This window comes from Virgibacillus sp. 7505, from assembly GCF_002272135.1.
Taxonomy (GTDB): domain Bacteria; phylum Bacillota; class Bacilli; order Bacillales; family Amphibacillaceae; genus Terribacillus.
The window spans coordinates 39,246-53,317 of the sequence record NZ_NPBF01000007.1 but is presented as its reverse complement, the minus strand read 5'-3'; the positions used below and the strand labels follow the sequence as shown (position 1 = coordinate 53,317).

Here is a 14,072-nt window from a genome sequence, read left to right as displayed (position 1 = left end):
GGAGTGTATAGACATGACAAAGCAAACACAAGGCATTCACCATATTACCGCAATTGTAGGTCATCCACAGGAAAACACTGATTTTTATGCTGGTGTACTAGGACTGCGTCTCGTGAAAAAGACTGTGAATTTCGATGACCCCGGCACATACCATCTTTATTTTGGAGATGAAAAAGGTAAACCAGGCACAATCATCACCTTCTTCCCTTGGCCGAATGCTTATCAAGGCAGAATCGGTGACGGTCAAGTTGGCGTCACATCCTATGTGGTTCCAAAAGGCGCATTGACTTTCTGGGAGAACAGACTGGAAAAATTCGAAATTGCGTTTACGAAAGCGGAACGTTTCGGGGAGGAATACTTACAATTTGATGATGTACATGGACTGCATTTAGAAATTGTGGAAAGAGAAGCAGGCGAAACAAATACATGGACGTTTGGTGGTGTGACACCTGACGTTGCGATCAAAGGATTCGGAGGTGCGACACTTTTCTCTAAGACTCCTGGTGCAACAGCAGAGCTGCTCGAGCAAATGGGGTTGGCGAAAGTAGGAGAAGAGGGTGATTATGTCCGCTACCAAGCTATAGGCGATATCGGTAATATCATTGATATTAAACTCACAACGAGCGGAAAAAGCCAAATGGGCGTCGGTACTGTTCACCACATTGCATGGCGTGCAAGCGATGATCAGGATCAGCTTGATTGGAGTGAGTATGTGGATGGGCTTGGCTATGGCGTCACACGCGTTCAAGATAGGAACTACTTCAATGCCATCTACTTCCGGGAGCACGGTGAAATTTTATTCGAAATCGCAACAGATCCTCCAGGATTTGCTATTGATGAATCACAGGAAACAATGGGTGAGAATTTGATGCTGCCAGCGCAGTATGAGCAGCACAGAGAGAAAATTGAAAATAATGTCCTTCCTTTTGAAGTAAGAGAAGTGGATTAAGACAATAGAGGAGAAAATCAAATGAGCTTTCTATCTAAATTATTCGGAAAAACAAAGGAGAATGAAACAATGGAAAACGTAAAATTAGCGGTAGTTTATTACAGCATGGGCGGAACAAACTATCAAATGGCAAAATGGGCAGAAGAAGCAGCGAAAGAAGCTGGCGCGGAAGTGAAGGTACTGCAAGTGCAGGAACTTGCACCACAATCTGTCATTGATGCGAACCCAGCTTGGAAAGCACAAGCAGAAGCAACAAAAGACGTACCTGTTGCGTCTTCTGCCGATTTGGAATGGGCTGATGCAATTATATTCAGCGTGCCAACACGTTTCGGTAACATGCCATCCCAAATGAAGCAATTCCTTGATCTTCAAGGCGGTCTATGGGCAACCGGCAAAACAATCAACAAAGTAGTCAGCGCCATGACATCTGCGCAAAACCCGCACGGCGGACAAGAAGCAACATTGCTTTCCCTTTACACATCCATGATGCACTGGGGTGCAATCATTGCAACACCAGGCTACACAGATCCAGTTCTATTCGCAGCTGGAGGCAACCCTTACGGTACGAGTGTAACAGTGGGTCAAGACGGTAAGATGATTGAAGATGTGGAAGCAGCTGTGAAGCACCAAGCGAAACGTACGGTTTCTGTTGCGGAGTGGGTTAAGAAAGGCAATCAATAATAACTGTATTATATAGAAAAATGACACTTCTCGCAGAGAAGTGTCATTTTTAATTAGACCTAATTAAGTTAGTTAATTGGTACGCCCATCTGATTTCTCGCCTGTTCAAGTATTTCCATGGTAATAATTGAATTTTCCCATGTATTGACAGAAGACTGCGGCGTATTCGTTTGGATGAGCTGGATGAACTCGGCTATTTCGTAGTACATCGGGTCATAATCCTGCTGCCTGCTAATGTCTTCACTTGTTCCGTCAGGATAATGTATTTCTGCACCTTTTGGACTGGAGATATGGTGAACTACAATCGTACCTTTTTCACCGATGATTTCCGTAGGAAGATAGGAGTTCGTGATGCAGGAGAACATGACACTCGCTTTGACTTCATCATAGTCAAGCAGCATATGCCCTTGTCCGTCGACGCCTGATTCCAAAAGGGTGCCGGTCGTTTGGATTGATGTTGGTCTGCCAAACAGTGCAACCAATGGTGCGATAGTGTAAACACCAAGATCCATTAAAGCTCCTCCAGACAAGGCTGGATTGAATAGGTTTGGCAGCGACCCGTCTTTTAAATCGTCATAGAATACAGAGTACCGGCAGCTGGAAGAAAAGTAAGATCGTACAGGGCCGATTTTATGCAGATGTTCTTTGACGGAAAGGAAGTTGGGCATGAATGTAGATTTCATAGCTTCCATGAGAACGACGCCTTCTTGTTCTGCTTTTTGGATCATTTGTGATACTTCCGTGCTGTTGGAGGCAAAAGGCTTTTCGCAAAGAACATGCTTGCCATTCTCCATAAACAATAAGGCTTGCTCCGCATGAAGGGCATTGGGACTGGCTATGTAGACGGCGTCTATTCCATCATGTTTAGCCATCTCGCTTATATTTGTAAAGGCGAATTGAAGCTGATGTTTCTTCGTAAATGCTTGTCCTTTTTCTTCCGATCTGGAAAAAACAGCTGTGACTTTAAAATCCCCATGCTGTCTGCCAGCTGCAATGAATCTCTCGGTAATCCAATTTGTTCCGACAACACCGAATCTAATCATCTTGCATCCACATCCTCTCTAGGGCGGTATACTATTTCACTTATAAGACAATATTACTCCATATCAGCGTTAAATAGCAGAGAGATCTTTGACTAGAGTAACGTTCGAACATATTTCTCAGGACCTTATTAAGAAATTAAATGAGAGGTTAGGGTGACATTTGTGAAAATCACAGCTGCAGTTACACATGCGCAAGGAGAAGATTTCAAGATCGAGGAAGTGGATTTGCAGGAACCAAAAGCCAATGAAGTATTAATCAAAGTCGTGGCTTCTGGTGTTTGTCATACAGATGCAGTTGCCAGGGATGCGGGGTTATCACCTTTTCCGGTAGTACTGGGGCATGAAGGGTCCGGTGTTATCGAGAAAACAGGCAGTGGTGTCCGCAATCTTGAAGCTGGTGATCATGTTGTTTTGTCGTTCGCATCCTGTGGAGAATGTGAAAATTGCTTATCTGCACACCCAGCAGCTTGTGTGCGTTTCAACGAATTGAACTTTGACGGCAAAATGGAGGATCATACACATCGACTTCATCAGCATGACCACGAGGTTTCTACATTTTTCGGACAATCCTCCTTTGGTACATATGCCATCGTGAATGAGCGTAATGTCGTGAAAGTGGACAAAGATGTTGATCTAGCATTGCTCGGACCGCTTGGCTGTGGAATTCAAACGGGCAGTGGTACTGTTCTGAATAAATTGAAACCAGAATTCGGTTCAACAATCGCTATTTATGGCTGCGGAGCAGTTGGCTTGAGTGCTATCATGGCTGCCAAAATTGCTGGCTGCGAGCGAATTATCGCTGTTGATGTACATGACAGAAGATTGGAGCTGGCGAAGGAATTAGGCGCTACAGATGTATTCAATGGTTCAAAGGTTGATGTAGTTAAGGAAATCAAGGCTATTACAAATGGCGGTACAAATTACGCAATTGATACAACGGGTGTACCTCCAGTTGTCCGCCAGTCCTTGCATGCACTTCGCCCGCTTGGAGTAAGTGCTATCGTAGGGGTGACGCCGACAATGGAAATCGATGTGCATAATGACATTATGGCCGAAGGCAAAGCCATGATTGGTGTTATTGAAGGAGACGCAGTACCGAAACTGTTCATTACAAAGCTCATTGATTATTACAAGAAGGGATTATTCCCATTCGACAGACTGGTGAAGTTCTATGATTTCGACCAGATTAACGAAGCCTTTGCTGATTCAAAGGCTGGAGTTGCATTGAAGCCAGTTTTGAAGATCAGCTAAGAAATGATAGCCTTGTATCCTCCTGGATAAAGAAGTTCTCAAATGAGAAACGGACATCAGTATCATATGATGTCCGTTCTTTAATTCGTAAAGTGTTTATTTATCCTTAAAGAGAAATACTGTACTGCCAAGATCGGTTGGCTTTTCTGTAATTCTATGATGATTTGCATATCCGACTAAGCTACTTATAACAATAGTACCTATCAGTACCAATGAAAAAATAACCTTCTTCAAACAAATCCTCCTCTTTTTATGTAAGAGTTAACAGATAGTATTTCATTGCAAGATCATGCTGATTGTTATCTGCATAGTATTGCGCTAGTTCTTTCGAAAAAAGCCTGACGTTATATTTATCTTCTACTCTTTGAAAATAATTTATCCCCTCCTGCCAGACAATCTCAAAATTCAGCCTGTCTTCATATTTTTTATGTAGCATTGCGAATTCCCATTTCTTTGTCATATCATTTTCTTCAATGCTTGCTTGAAATCCTTCTTTATAGCATGCTATCGCTTTAGAAGGTTGATTTGATTTCCAATAACAATCAGTTAATAAGTATAAGATTTTTAATTCAATTCGTTTTTGTTTTCCTTGCAATGCTGCATTAAGATAGGAAATTGCCATAGCCGGCAAACCACGCTTCACATAAAGCACGCCTAGATTAAGATTTGTAGAAGAGATAAAATTTAGATTTTCTTTTTCCTTGAAAATTGTTAAAGCTTTGAGAAGAGATTTTTCAGCTGAGTCGTAGTTGAGCTGATCTATGTAATTCAATCCCTGCAGCATGTGTGTCCGTGCAAGCAGGAATTCCAGTCTTTTAGTAGATTTGAATATTTTTGAAGCTCTTGCAGTGTGCAGAACAGACAGGTTGGTAATGTCGAGAAAATAGTAGGTCATGGCTTTTCGAAGGTGGAATTCACCTATACTTATAGGATCATCCAGGTGTTCGATGTAATACTCAGCTTTCTCAAAATAATGAAGTGCATTTTGGTAATCTCCTTCATCATAGAAAAGAATACCTTCTGCTAAGTGCAAGAAATATCGGTGGGTATCATGGAAGTGGTCTTGGTGTGCTTTTGCATTATCAAGTGATGCAACGCTATTTAAAGCGTCTTTTAATATCAAATAATAGCGGCTCTCAAAGAGGTAATATGTGATAAGCGTCTCGACATCAAACTCGTTAATATGTTTCCTAAGCTCTTGATGGATAGTTGCAGCAGTATTTTTTTTATCAAGCTGTATACTGACAGACCAATTATCCATCAGAGCCGCAATATCGAAGTGATTCGGGAGATTGCGTCCCATAGTGAAAGGCTCCTTTTATAAATATTATTATCAGATACAATTCTACCATTTTTTGTTGATTGTTGAATTGGAAAACTAGGGATTGGAAGGAGATATTAGTAAGATTAAAGTATTTCATATCCTGGAACAGAAATAAAGAATAATGAGACAGAGCTGATGATCTAAAATATACAAAGAAAAAAGCTCTCCTTCTTAGGAGGGCTTTTAGTGTAGACGTGATCAGTTTGTTTTTCCATGCAGCAGAAAATGCAGCACAATGAAAAATAAGCCGATTATCCCAGCAATAATGGGATACCATAGGGAACCGGTTTGATAATACCCTTGCATCACATCTTCATCAGATAGCATTACTTCATGCGGAAAAGCCCTAGAAAACAAATCAACGAAAAAGAACATTACAATTGAAATGGCAATAAAAATGATTCCGGAAATAAAGTACATAGATCTCAATTCTCCTTTACGTAATGATATAAATAATGAGCTTTGCAGCAGTATTCCATCAAATAAGCTGGCATCTAAAGCAGGATGCTATTATTTATGAAGGCTGTCACAATTTATAAATAAGATTTAGTAAATCCGGCATTTATTCCTTTAAGAAAATACTATATTTTTTTAATGTAAATATAAATGTCTATAACAGATAAAACTGCTTTTAGACAGGTTCTTATAAGAATCGGCGCCTATCCTATGGAAGGCGCCGTTTTGTGTTAGCCTAATTAATCAAATCTTTACAAGAAACGTGCTGAGAGAAAATCTATGTTTGTTACATTTATATTAGGGTACAAAGAAGTGAAATACTGCGATTGCGCTATTAATTATTTTAGAATATTTCCTTGGAAACTAAAATGACATGAGTTTGTTTAGAGTCATCATGAAAGAAATCAGATGGAAATGGATGAAGAAATAAACTATCAGACTATTATTCTAAGATGCGGGGTGTATTATGGTCAAAGATACGTTGGAGATTTTAAGTCAATTCATTTTCTTCATAGGTTTATTATTTACATTGGTATTTGTTTATAAAGTAGTCTACATAATTGTTGCCTTTAAAGCGAGAAAAACCAAAGAATCAGGTGAGAAAGAAGTTCCTCTTCGTAAATACGCTTTCTTAATTCCGGCTCGAAATGAAGAGCTCGTTATCGGACAGTTGATCGAAAGTATAAAAAACCAGAATTATCCTAAGGAGTTATATGATATCTTCGTCATTGCTGACAACTGTACGGATAATACAGCCCGCATTGCCCGGGAAGCAGGAGCGATTGTCGCGGAACGCTTCAATGATAAGCTGGTTGGGAAGGGATATGCGCTTAAGCATATACTGAATATCATTGAAATGGACTATTCATCTAAAAATTACGATGGATACTTTGTATTTGATGCGGATAATCTTCTTGATGAGAATTACATTCTCGAGATGAACAAAACCTTTAATAAAGGATACAGGGTTATAACGAGCTACCGGAACTCCAAAAACTATGATCAAAATTGGATTACATCTGGATATGCACTTTGGTTTTTGTATGAAGCAGAGTTCCTTAACCGTCCAAGGATGTTTCTTAAAACAAGTTGTGCCGTTTCAGGAACCGGATTCTTAGTGAATGCTGATGTTTTTAAAGAAAATGGCGGCTGGGTCCATCATCTTCTTACAGAAGACATCGAATTCACGGTCGCTCAGATTATTAAAGGTGAAAAGATTGGATATTGCAGCAGCGCAGTATTTTATGACGAACAGCCTTCAACATTCAGTCAATCCTGGAAACAGCGTTTGCGTTGGGCTAAGGGATTTTACCAGGTCTTCATGAAATATGGTAAAGAGCTATCTTATGGTATGTTGCGTGGAAAAGGAAATAGATTTTCATGCTTTGATATGATGATGACGGTGCTGCCTGTAGTGATTGTTTCTATTCTCTGCCTTATCGGTAATGTACTGATACTTTTACTAGTATCAGTAGAAGGAAAAGGACTGTTTGAGACCTATCTTATAGGCGGAGCTTTAGGGGTTCTGTGGATTTATGGATTGCTGTTTGTACTTGGGCTTATTACAACCATAATGGAGTGGAGTAAAATCCGTTGTCCAAACTGGAAGAAAATCTTTTATCTGTTCACTTTCCCGCTCTTTTTGTTTACCTATCTGCCAATCTCCATCGTTGCGTTGTTCAAGAAAATTGAATGGAAGCCGATTCCGCATACAGTTGTGAAATCGCTCGATGACCTGCGCCAACGATCTTGATTTGTTAATGTTCATTTAGCAGTACTGTAGATAAATTACTATCTCAAACTTGAATGCTAACCTTGCTACTCGTCTTATTTTGTTATTGGATTCTAATGGAAGCAAAAATCCCCCTCTATCTTTAAAAGGAGGGGGATTTACGTTCTATAATTTATTTAATCGCTTTACTCACTCTTAACTTTTTCCCTTTGATAGTCGTATTTTCCATGGCTTGTAAGACAATTGAGCCCTTTCCATTCAGAATATCGACGTATGACATTTGATCCTGGATAGTTATAATGCCGATATCTTCTGCTGAGACTCCAGGGATTTTTGCGATCGTTCCAACAAAATCAACAGCACGAATTTTCTTCTTTTTACCGCCATTGAAATGGAGCTTCATAATATCTTGATTAATTCGGGCAGTTTTATTATTTCTAACAATGCGTTTGCTGCTAAGTTTTTCTTCAAAAGCGTCTTTTCCGCCAGCAACCTCTAGACGATCGGGAGCTTCTGTAGTAGGTATGTCAAAGCCGATGTACCTTTCAATCGCTTTTATGAATTTTCCTTCATAAGGAGTCGAGAATGTGATGGCTTTTCCTTTATTTCCGGCACGGCCGGTTCTTCCAGTTCGGTGTACATAAGCCTCTTTTTCCATTGGAACGTCATAGTTGATGACAAGTTTCACATTATCAATGTCAATACCTCGGGCAGCTACATCGGTCGCCACCAGATATCGGAATTTTCCCGTTTTGAAGCCTTCCATAACAGCAAAACGGTCTTCTTGTTCTAGTCCCCCGTGGAGCCTCTCACAAGGATAACCAGCTTCATTCAGCTCATTATATACACTATCTACGTGTTCTTTCGTTCGGCAGAAAATCAGGCAGCTGTCTGGATTTTCTACAACTGTGACGTCTTTGAGAAGTGAAATCTTATCTTCTTCTTTTGCCTCGATTAATAAATGTTCAATGGTATCAGCTGTGACTCCGGTAGATTCAATCTCAATACGCGCAGGGTCTTTCATATATTTAAGGCAAAGATTTTCAATATCTTTAGGGAAGGTAGCAGAAAACACCATGGTTACTCGGTTAGAAGGCAGCTTTTTAATGATCGCTTCCACTTCATCAATGAAACCTCTATTAAGCATCTCATCAGCTTCATCTATGATAAGATACTTTATTTGATCCAAGACTAGGGTCTCGCGTTCAATATGATCCATGACCCTTCCAGGCGTGCCAACGACTACATGTGTTTTTTGTTGTAATTCATCCTTTTGCTTCTTAAAAGGTTCTTTTCCATAAACAGCTACTGCTTTAATACGCTTAAACCTGCCGATATTCGTGATATCTTGACGGACTTGAACCGCAAGCTCCCTAGTCGGGGTAAGGACTAAGGCCTGTGGTTTCTTTTCCTCCCATACCACCATATCGGAGACGGGAATACCAAAGGAGGCAGTCTTACCGCTTCCTGTTTGAGCTTTTACGAGAAGATCTTTATTTTCCAATGCTAATGGTATGACTTCACTTTGAACCTCTGTTGGAGTTTCGTATTTTAACACATCTAGTGCTCTTTTTATTTCTTCACCTACATGGTAATCCGCAAAACTAGTTTTACTCATTTTTTAACCTCGTTCTTTGATTTCGTCATATATATAGTATTATTTCCAACAAATATTATATGCACTATCTGAATAGGCTTTATTATACTTGAAAAGTGAGGGGCATATCGGTTTTTATTTTACATTTTAAAATAATACAAGGCATGTATCCGGTGATGCCGGACAACATGCCCTAATTAAATACATATCTAAACTTTGGTGGAGTTCTAGGATATTCCTTTAATATAATTTAATTGGATTTCTATTTTTCTTCAGGCGCAGTATGCTCGTAGTAGTACGTAAGAGCACGATTGGCAATATTATATGTTATTGGATACTGATTTCCGCCACTGATAATGCCTAGGTTTGGCACTACGATAGCGAATGCGATTTCAGGATTGTCTGCATCTGCATAGCCGATCAATGTCCAGTTTTCCAAGTCCGTACCATTTTTACTTGTTTGTGCAGTTCCTGTCTTACCAGCGATATTATAGCTTTTTGCCTTATCTGTAAGATGACGATAAGCAGTACCGTCCGTTGTTTGGAAGACCCTCTTAAAGCCAGTCTTCACTTGTTCAATTTGTTCATCAGTTGCAGTAATCTTGTTCAGTACTTCGGGAGACACTGTTTCTGTTAGCGGACCTAATTTGTCTTTTTCATTAGAGGGATCATGTATTTCACTAACGAAATGAGGCTTAATACGGTATCCGCCATTTGCGATCGTTGAGATATACTGAGCTAATTGCATGGTGGTATACGTGTCATACTGACCTATCGAAAAGTCCATCAGGTTACCAGCTAAACCTGCGTTCCCTACGTAACCGGTAGATTCAGAAGGCAAGTCTATACCGGTTTCCACACCTAATCCGACTTGATTATAATAGTTGCGCAATACCCGGAAAGAATCAGGATCAAATGACACACTTTGGTTGTATTTGTAATGGTATTCGCCGCCTAGGCGCAGAGCGATATTGAACATATATACGTTGGAAGATTTCTGTAAAGCCTGCAAGTCAGAGGTTGGACCCATATCTTTATAAGATCCTTTGGGTTCAGTACCTGCAATTTTCATTTTTTTATCGATGAATACATCTCCCATATTCACGACGCCCTCTTGATACCCGGCAAGCAAGGTCGCTCCCTTAACAGTTGACCCGACTGCGTTCGCGCTAAAGACAGTGTTCGTATCGGCAGATTCATACTTATTGTTTTCACGGTTATAGTGCTGTCCGCTGGCAGCATAAATTTCGCCGGTGTTTGGGTTGAGCATGACTGCCATCGCATCTTCCACGTAACGGTTTAATCCCGGATGCCTATTGATAGCACCCTTCAGTTCATCCCGTACAATCTTATCCAATTCCTTTTGGAAATCCATATTGATAGATAACTGAAGATCCTGACCGCGCTGTCCTTCAGAAATTACTTCTTGGGAAACAATGTTGTTATTATTATCCGTTACATAACGTACGCGTTTTTTGTCACCTTTCAGGAGGCTTTCATATTCCATCTCCAGACCACTTGTGCCGATCCGGTCGTTCAATTGATAGTTACGTGATTGATAATAATCCTTTTCTCCTTCTGGGATACCAGTCTTGATACTGCCAAGAATACCTTGAAGAGAACCGTCATACGGATAATGACGTATCCAATCGATTGTCACATTGATACCGGACATGTCACCCATATTCTCAGCAATCGTCGCATATTCCCTTTCACTTACGTCCTTGTTCTTGATGACATGTGGAACAAGTTCGGTCGCACTATCCAGCTCACGCTTGATGGCAATGATCTGTTTCGCATTCTCATCATTTTCAAGCTCTTTATAATCTTTCTCTGTAATACGCTCAAGTGTTGTGTCGTACACTTCCGTATCATCTAGTGATGCTTTTTCAGAAGCGGTTATGCGTTTATTCGCTTCTTCTGTATGCAATAAGAACCAATATTCCTTGTATTCACGCTCAGTGATTTTTTCTGTGGATTTATCTTCCATTTTAATGATGCCGGCGAGTTTGGTGGCGATATCGAGCCGCTTGTCAGCAGGGTCTCCGTTCTTTGGCGGGGTGTATGTAATCGAATATACTGGTTCATTCCCTACTATTACATTTCCTCCACTGTCATATATCATACCGCGCGGAACTGAAATCTCAGCGATATCATTCGTTGTCTCTTCCAACACTGCCTGATGTTCTTCGCCATTGATGATTTGTACAACTCCAAGCTGCAGAACTAAGGCAGAGAATAGCAGGAAAACAATTCCGAATAAAATATTAAGACGGAAAGGAAGCAGCGCACGTCTTTTCTTCCTTTTTTTAGTCATATTGTTCCTTGTCTCCTTTTTTTCCATATAGATTCCATTATAGCATTGGCCTTGTATTGCTTCACCATAGTTTGAAGTACTTTTTGCATAAACTAGCATTGCATGTATAATTATCATTAGTAAAAGAATTGGGGGAAATCAAATGGTTCAGTCAATCAATACAAAAGTCGATCTAGTTGTTGATGCAACCTCACATAAAATGTCAGAATATGGGAAGATCATGATCGGAGATAAAGGGTTTGAATTCTTTAATAATCGTGATGCGCGTAAGTTTATTCAGATTCCTTGGGAAGAAGTTGATCTTGTGATAGCTTCTGTTCTGTTGAAAGGGAAATGGATTCCGCGTTATGCCATCAAAACAAAACGTAACGGGACATATACATTTTCTTCTAAAGATCCAAAAAGAGTTTTCCGAGCTATTCGTGAATATGTCGATCCGAATCATATGGTGAAATCATTAGGATTCTTTGATGTCATCAAGCGTGGGATAAAAAGTAAAGTTAAAAAGTAACAATATCTAAAATTGTTATCTGGTAAGAATGAACTAAATTTTTGACTTTATAGTCTTGTAAGGGGAAAAATGGTGTGCTACAATATTTTTGGAAGCTCACTAAAGAACTCAAGTGCTTTATTTTTTTAATGCATAATTAAAGCGCTTGCAAGATAAAATTAAAAAGCTATCGCAATTATTTTTTACGTGTTACTGATTCGATCAGGCATGAGTAAAAAAGCATTGATTAAAACGGAGTAAAGGGTCCTTCTGTACCTATATCTTCCATTAATCTGCTTTTTACTCATGCCTTTTTTATTGTTTTCCATCGAATAAGTGATCGCTTTAGGCGAGCTGACCCATGTGTATTCCAGCTTTAACAATAATGCTAATAGGAGGTAAAAAGATGGTAGGGATTATCATTGCCACGCATGGTGAATTTGCTACTGGTATCTTGCAATCCGGGACGATGATCTTCGGAGAACAGAAAAATGTAGAAGCTGTTACATTGATGCCAAGCGAAGGACCCGCGGATGTAAAGTTAAAAATGGAAAAAGCAATCGCCTCTTTCGACAACAAGGATCAAGTATTATTTTTAGTCGATCTTTGGGGTGGAACTCCTTTCAACCAAGCCAACAGCTTGATTGAGGGGAACGAGGATAAATGGGCGATTGTAGCTGGCTTAAACCTGGCAATGCTGATTGAAGCTTTTGCATCGCGCTTCTCCATGGAGACGGCGCATGAGATTGCTTCGAAAATTCTTAGCACTGCGAAAGAAGCGGTTCAAGTAAAACCGGAAGCTTTAGAGCCAGCAGCTCCAGCAGCAGCTGCTGCGGCAGGGCCATCCAATGCGGGTGCTCCTGGTACATTCGATTACGTATTGGCACGGATCGATACGCGTTTGCTTCACGGTCAGGTTGCGACTGCTTGGACGAAGAATACAAATCCTACACGCATCATCGTCGTATCTGATGAGGTAGCAAAGGATGATCTTCGTAAGAAGTTGATTCAGCAGGCCGCTCCATCAGGTGTAAAAGCACACGTTGTGCCAATCAATAAAATGATCGAACTTGCAAAGGATGATCAGCACTTTGGCGGTCAGCGCGCACTGCTTCTTTTCGAGAACCCGCAGGATGCGCTCAGAGCAGTAGAAGGCGGCGTACCACTCGAAACAATCAATGTTGGTTCGATGGCCCACTCACCTGGTAAAGTGCAGCCGAATAAGGTACTTGCCTTCAGCCAGGACGATATCGATACGTTCGCGAAGCTGAAAGAAAAGGGTCTCAAATTCGATGTACGTAAGGTGCCTGGCGATTCCAAAGGCAATATGGACGAGATTTTGAGAAGGGCTCAAGCAGAGTTAAACAAACAAAGGTAATCCTGACAATCAGATAAAAAGGAGGATGAATGATCATGGATTTGACGATGATTCAAATCATATTAGTTGTTATCGTGGCATTTTTAGCCGGTGTCGAAGGAATCTTAGATGAATTCCACTTCCACCAGCCAATCATTGCCTGTACGTTAATCGGCTTAGTTACAGGAGAAGTAGTTCCATGTCTTATACTGGGCGGAACCCTTCAGCTGATCGCTTTAGGCTGGGCAAACATTGGGGCAGCTGTAGCACCGGATGCTGCATTGGCCTCAGTTGCATCTGCAATTATTTTAGTTTTGGGTGGTCAAGGTGAAGAAGGTGTTACTTCTGCAATCGCGATTGCAGTTCCACTTGCAGTTGCAGGTTTGCTTTTGACAATCATCGTTCGTACGCTGGCGACAGGTATTGTGCATCTGATGGATGCAGCAGCGAAGGAAGGGAACTTCCGAAAGATTGATATGTGGCATATCATCGCAATCATCATGCAGGGTCTGCGTATTGCGATCCCGGCTGCATTGATTGTAGCGATTGGCGCAGCGCCGGTTAGAGACTTGCTTACAGCGATGCCAGCATGGCTGACAGACGGTTTGGCAGTCGGCGGAGGAATGGTAGTAGCGGTTGGTTATGCAATGGTTATCAACATGATGGCAACAAGAGAAGTATGGCCATTCTTCGCGATTGGTTTTGTATTAGCTACAATCCCGTCCATCACACTTTTGGGTCTTGGCGGTATCGGTGTAGCACTTGCACTTATTTATCTAGCACTTACGAAACAAGGCGGTTCAGGTGGTGGCGGAAACGGAAACACTGGAGATCCGTTAGGCAAGATCATCGATGACTATTAAAAAGGAGGAGGA

General features: G+C 40.8%; 13 protein-coding genes. 7 read left to right on the top strand and 6 right to left on the bottom strand.

Annotation, left to right across the window (positions count from 1 at the left end):
• The first annotated feature begins 13 nt into the window (after window positions 1-13).
• Window positions 14-949: a ring-cleaving dioxygenase gene (locus CHH91_RS02675; protein ID WP_095221721.1), complete on the top strand. Its 936-nt coding sequence runs from the start codon at window positions 14-16 to the stop codon at window positions 947-949.
• A 69-nt stretch (window positions 950-1,018) separates the two neighbouring features.
• Window positions 1,019-1,630, top strand: a complete 612-nt coding sequence (gene wrbA / locus CHH91_RS02670) for an NAD(P)H:quinone oxidoreductase (RefSeq protein ID WP_095221769.1) — start codon at window positions 1,019-1,021, stop codon at window positions 1,628-1,630.
• Between the two features lie 68 nt (window positions 1,631-1,698).
• Here the strand turns inward: wrbA and CHH91_RS02665 are convergent, their stop codons facing one another.
• The gene (locus CHH91_RS02665; RefSeq protein WP_095221719.1) at window positions 1,699-2,673 is read right to left on the bottom strand and encodes a Gfo/Idh/MocA family protein; all 975 of its coding nucleotides are present in this window, start codon (window positions 2,671-2,673) and stop codon (window positions 1,699-1,701) included.
• Window positions 2,674-2,835: 162 nt separating this feature from the next.
• Here CHH91_RS02665 and CHH91_RS02660 point away from each other — a divergent pair, with 162 nt between their 5' ends.
• Window positions 2,836-3,924 carry an NAD(P)-dependent alcohol dehydrogenase gene (locus CHH91_RS02660; RefSeq protein ID WP_095221768.1) on the top strand — a complete coding sequence of 363 codons (1,089 nt, stop codon included), beginning with the start codon at window positions 2,836-2,838 and terminating at the stop codon, window positions 3,922-3,924.
• A 96-nt stretch (window positions 3,925-4,020) separates the two neighbouring features.
• On the opposite strand, the gene CHH91_RS20435 is transcribed toward CHH91_RS02660, so the two are convergent.
• From CHH91_RS20435 to CHH91_RS02650, 3 genes are all read right to left on the bottom strand, one after another.
• The gene (locus CHH91_RS20435) at window positions 4,021-4,158 is read right to left on the bottom strand and encodes a hypothetical protein (RefSeq protein ID WP_176465643.1); all 138 of its coding nucleotides are present in this window, start codon (window positions 4,156-4,158) and stop codon (window positions 4,021-4,023) included.
• 16 nt (window positions 4,159-4,174) lie between these two features.
• Window positions 4,175-5,227, bottom strand: a complete 1,053-nt coding sequence (locus tag CHH91_RS02655; protein ID WP_095221717.1) for a tetratricopeptide repeat protein — start codon at window positions 5,225-5,227, stop codon at window positions 4,175-4,177.
• A gap of 219 nt (window positions 5,228-5,446) precedes the next feature.
• Window positions 5,447-5,668 (bottom strand): hypothetical protein, encoded by a 222-nt coding sequence (locus tag CHH91_RS02650; protein WP_095221716.1) that lies wholly within the window; start codon window positions 5,666-5,668, stop codon window positions 5,447-5,449.
• Window positions 5,669-6,170: 502 nt separating this feature from the next.
• Between CHH91_RS02650 and CHH91_RS02645 the strand changes: the two genes are divergently transcribed.
• Window positions 6,171-7,457, top strand: coding sequence for a glycosyltransferase family 2 protein (locus CHH91_RS02645; RefSeq protein WP_286160674.1), 1,287 nt, complete (start codon window positions 6,171-6,173; stop codon window positions 7,455-7,457).
• Between the two features lie 151 nt (window positions 7,458-7,608).
• On the opposite strand, the gene CHH91_RS02640 is transcribed toward CHH91_RS02645, so the two are convergent.
• Both CHH91_RS02640 and CHH91_RS02635 read right to left on the bottom strand, forming a co-directional pair.
• Window positions 7,609-9,054 carry a DEAD/DEAH box helicase gene (locus CHH91_RS02640; protein WP_095221714.1) on the bottom strand — a complete coding sequence of 482 codons (1,446 nt, stop codon included), beginning with the start codon at window positions 9,052-9,054 and terminating at the stop codon, window positions 7,609-7,611.
• Between the two features lie 241 nt (window positions 9,055-9,295).
• Window positions 9,296-11,350, bottom strand: coding sequence for a peptidoglycan D,D-transpeptidase FtsI family protein (locus tag CHH91_RS02635; RefSeq protein WP_095221712.1), 2,055 nt, complete (start codon window positions 11,348-11,350; stop codon window positions 9,296-9,298).
• Between the two features lie 142 nt (window positions 11,351-11,492).
• Here CHH91_RS02635 and CHH91_RS02630 point away from each other — a divergent pair, with 142 nt between their 5' ends.
• The 3 genes from CHH91_RS02630 (at window position 11,493) to CHH91_RS02620 (ending at window position 14,060) form a co-directional block, all read left to right on the top strand.
• Entirely contained in the window at window positions 11,493-11,861 is a 369-nt protein-coding gene (locus tag CHH91_RS02630) for a DUF956 family protein (protein WP_095221710.1), read from the top strand.
• Window positions 11,862-12,246: 385 nt separating this feature from the next.
• Complete coding sequence (locus CHH91_RS02625; RefSeq protein WP_095221708.1) at window positions 12,247-13,218, top strand: mannose/fructose/sorbose PTS transporter subunit IIA; 972 nt, start codon at window positions 12,247-12,249, stop codon at window positions 13,216-13,218.
• Between the two features lie 41 nt (window positions 13,219-13,259).
• A complete protein-coding gene (locus CHH91_RS02620) occupies window positions 13,260-14,060 on the top strand; it encodes a PTS mannose/fructose/sorbose transporter subunit IIC (RefSeq protein ID WP_245840394.1) in 801 nt (266 codons plus the stop codon).
• Window positions 14,061-14,072: the final 12 nt, after the last annotated feature.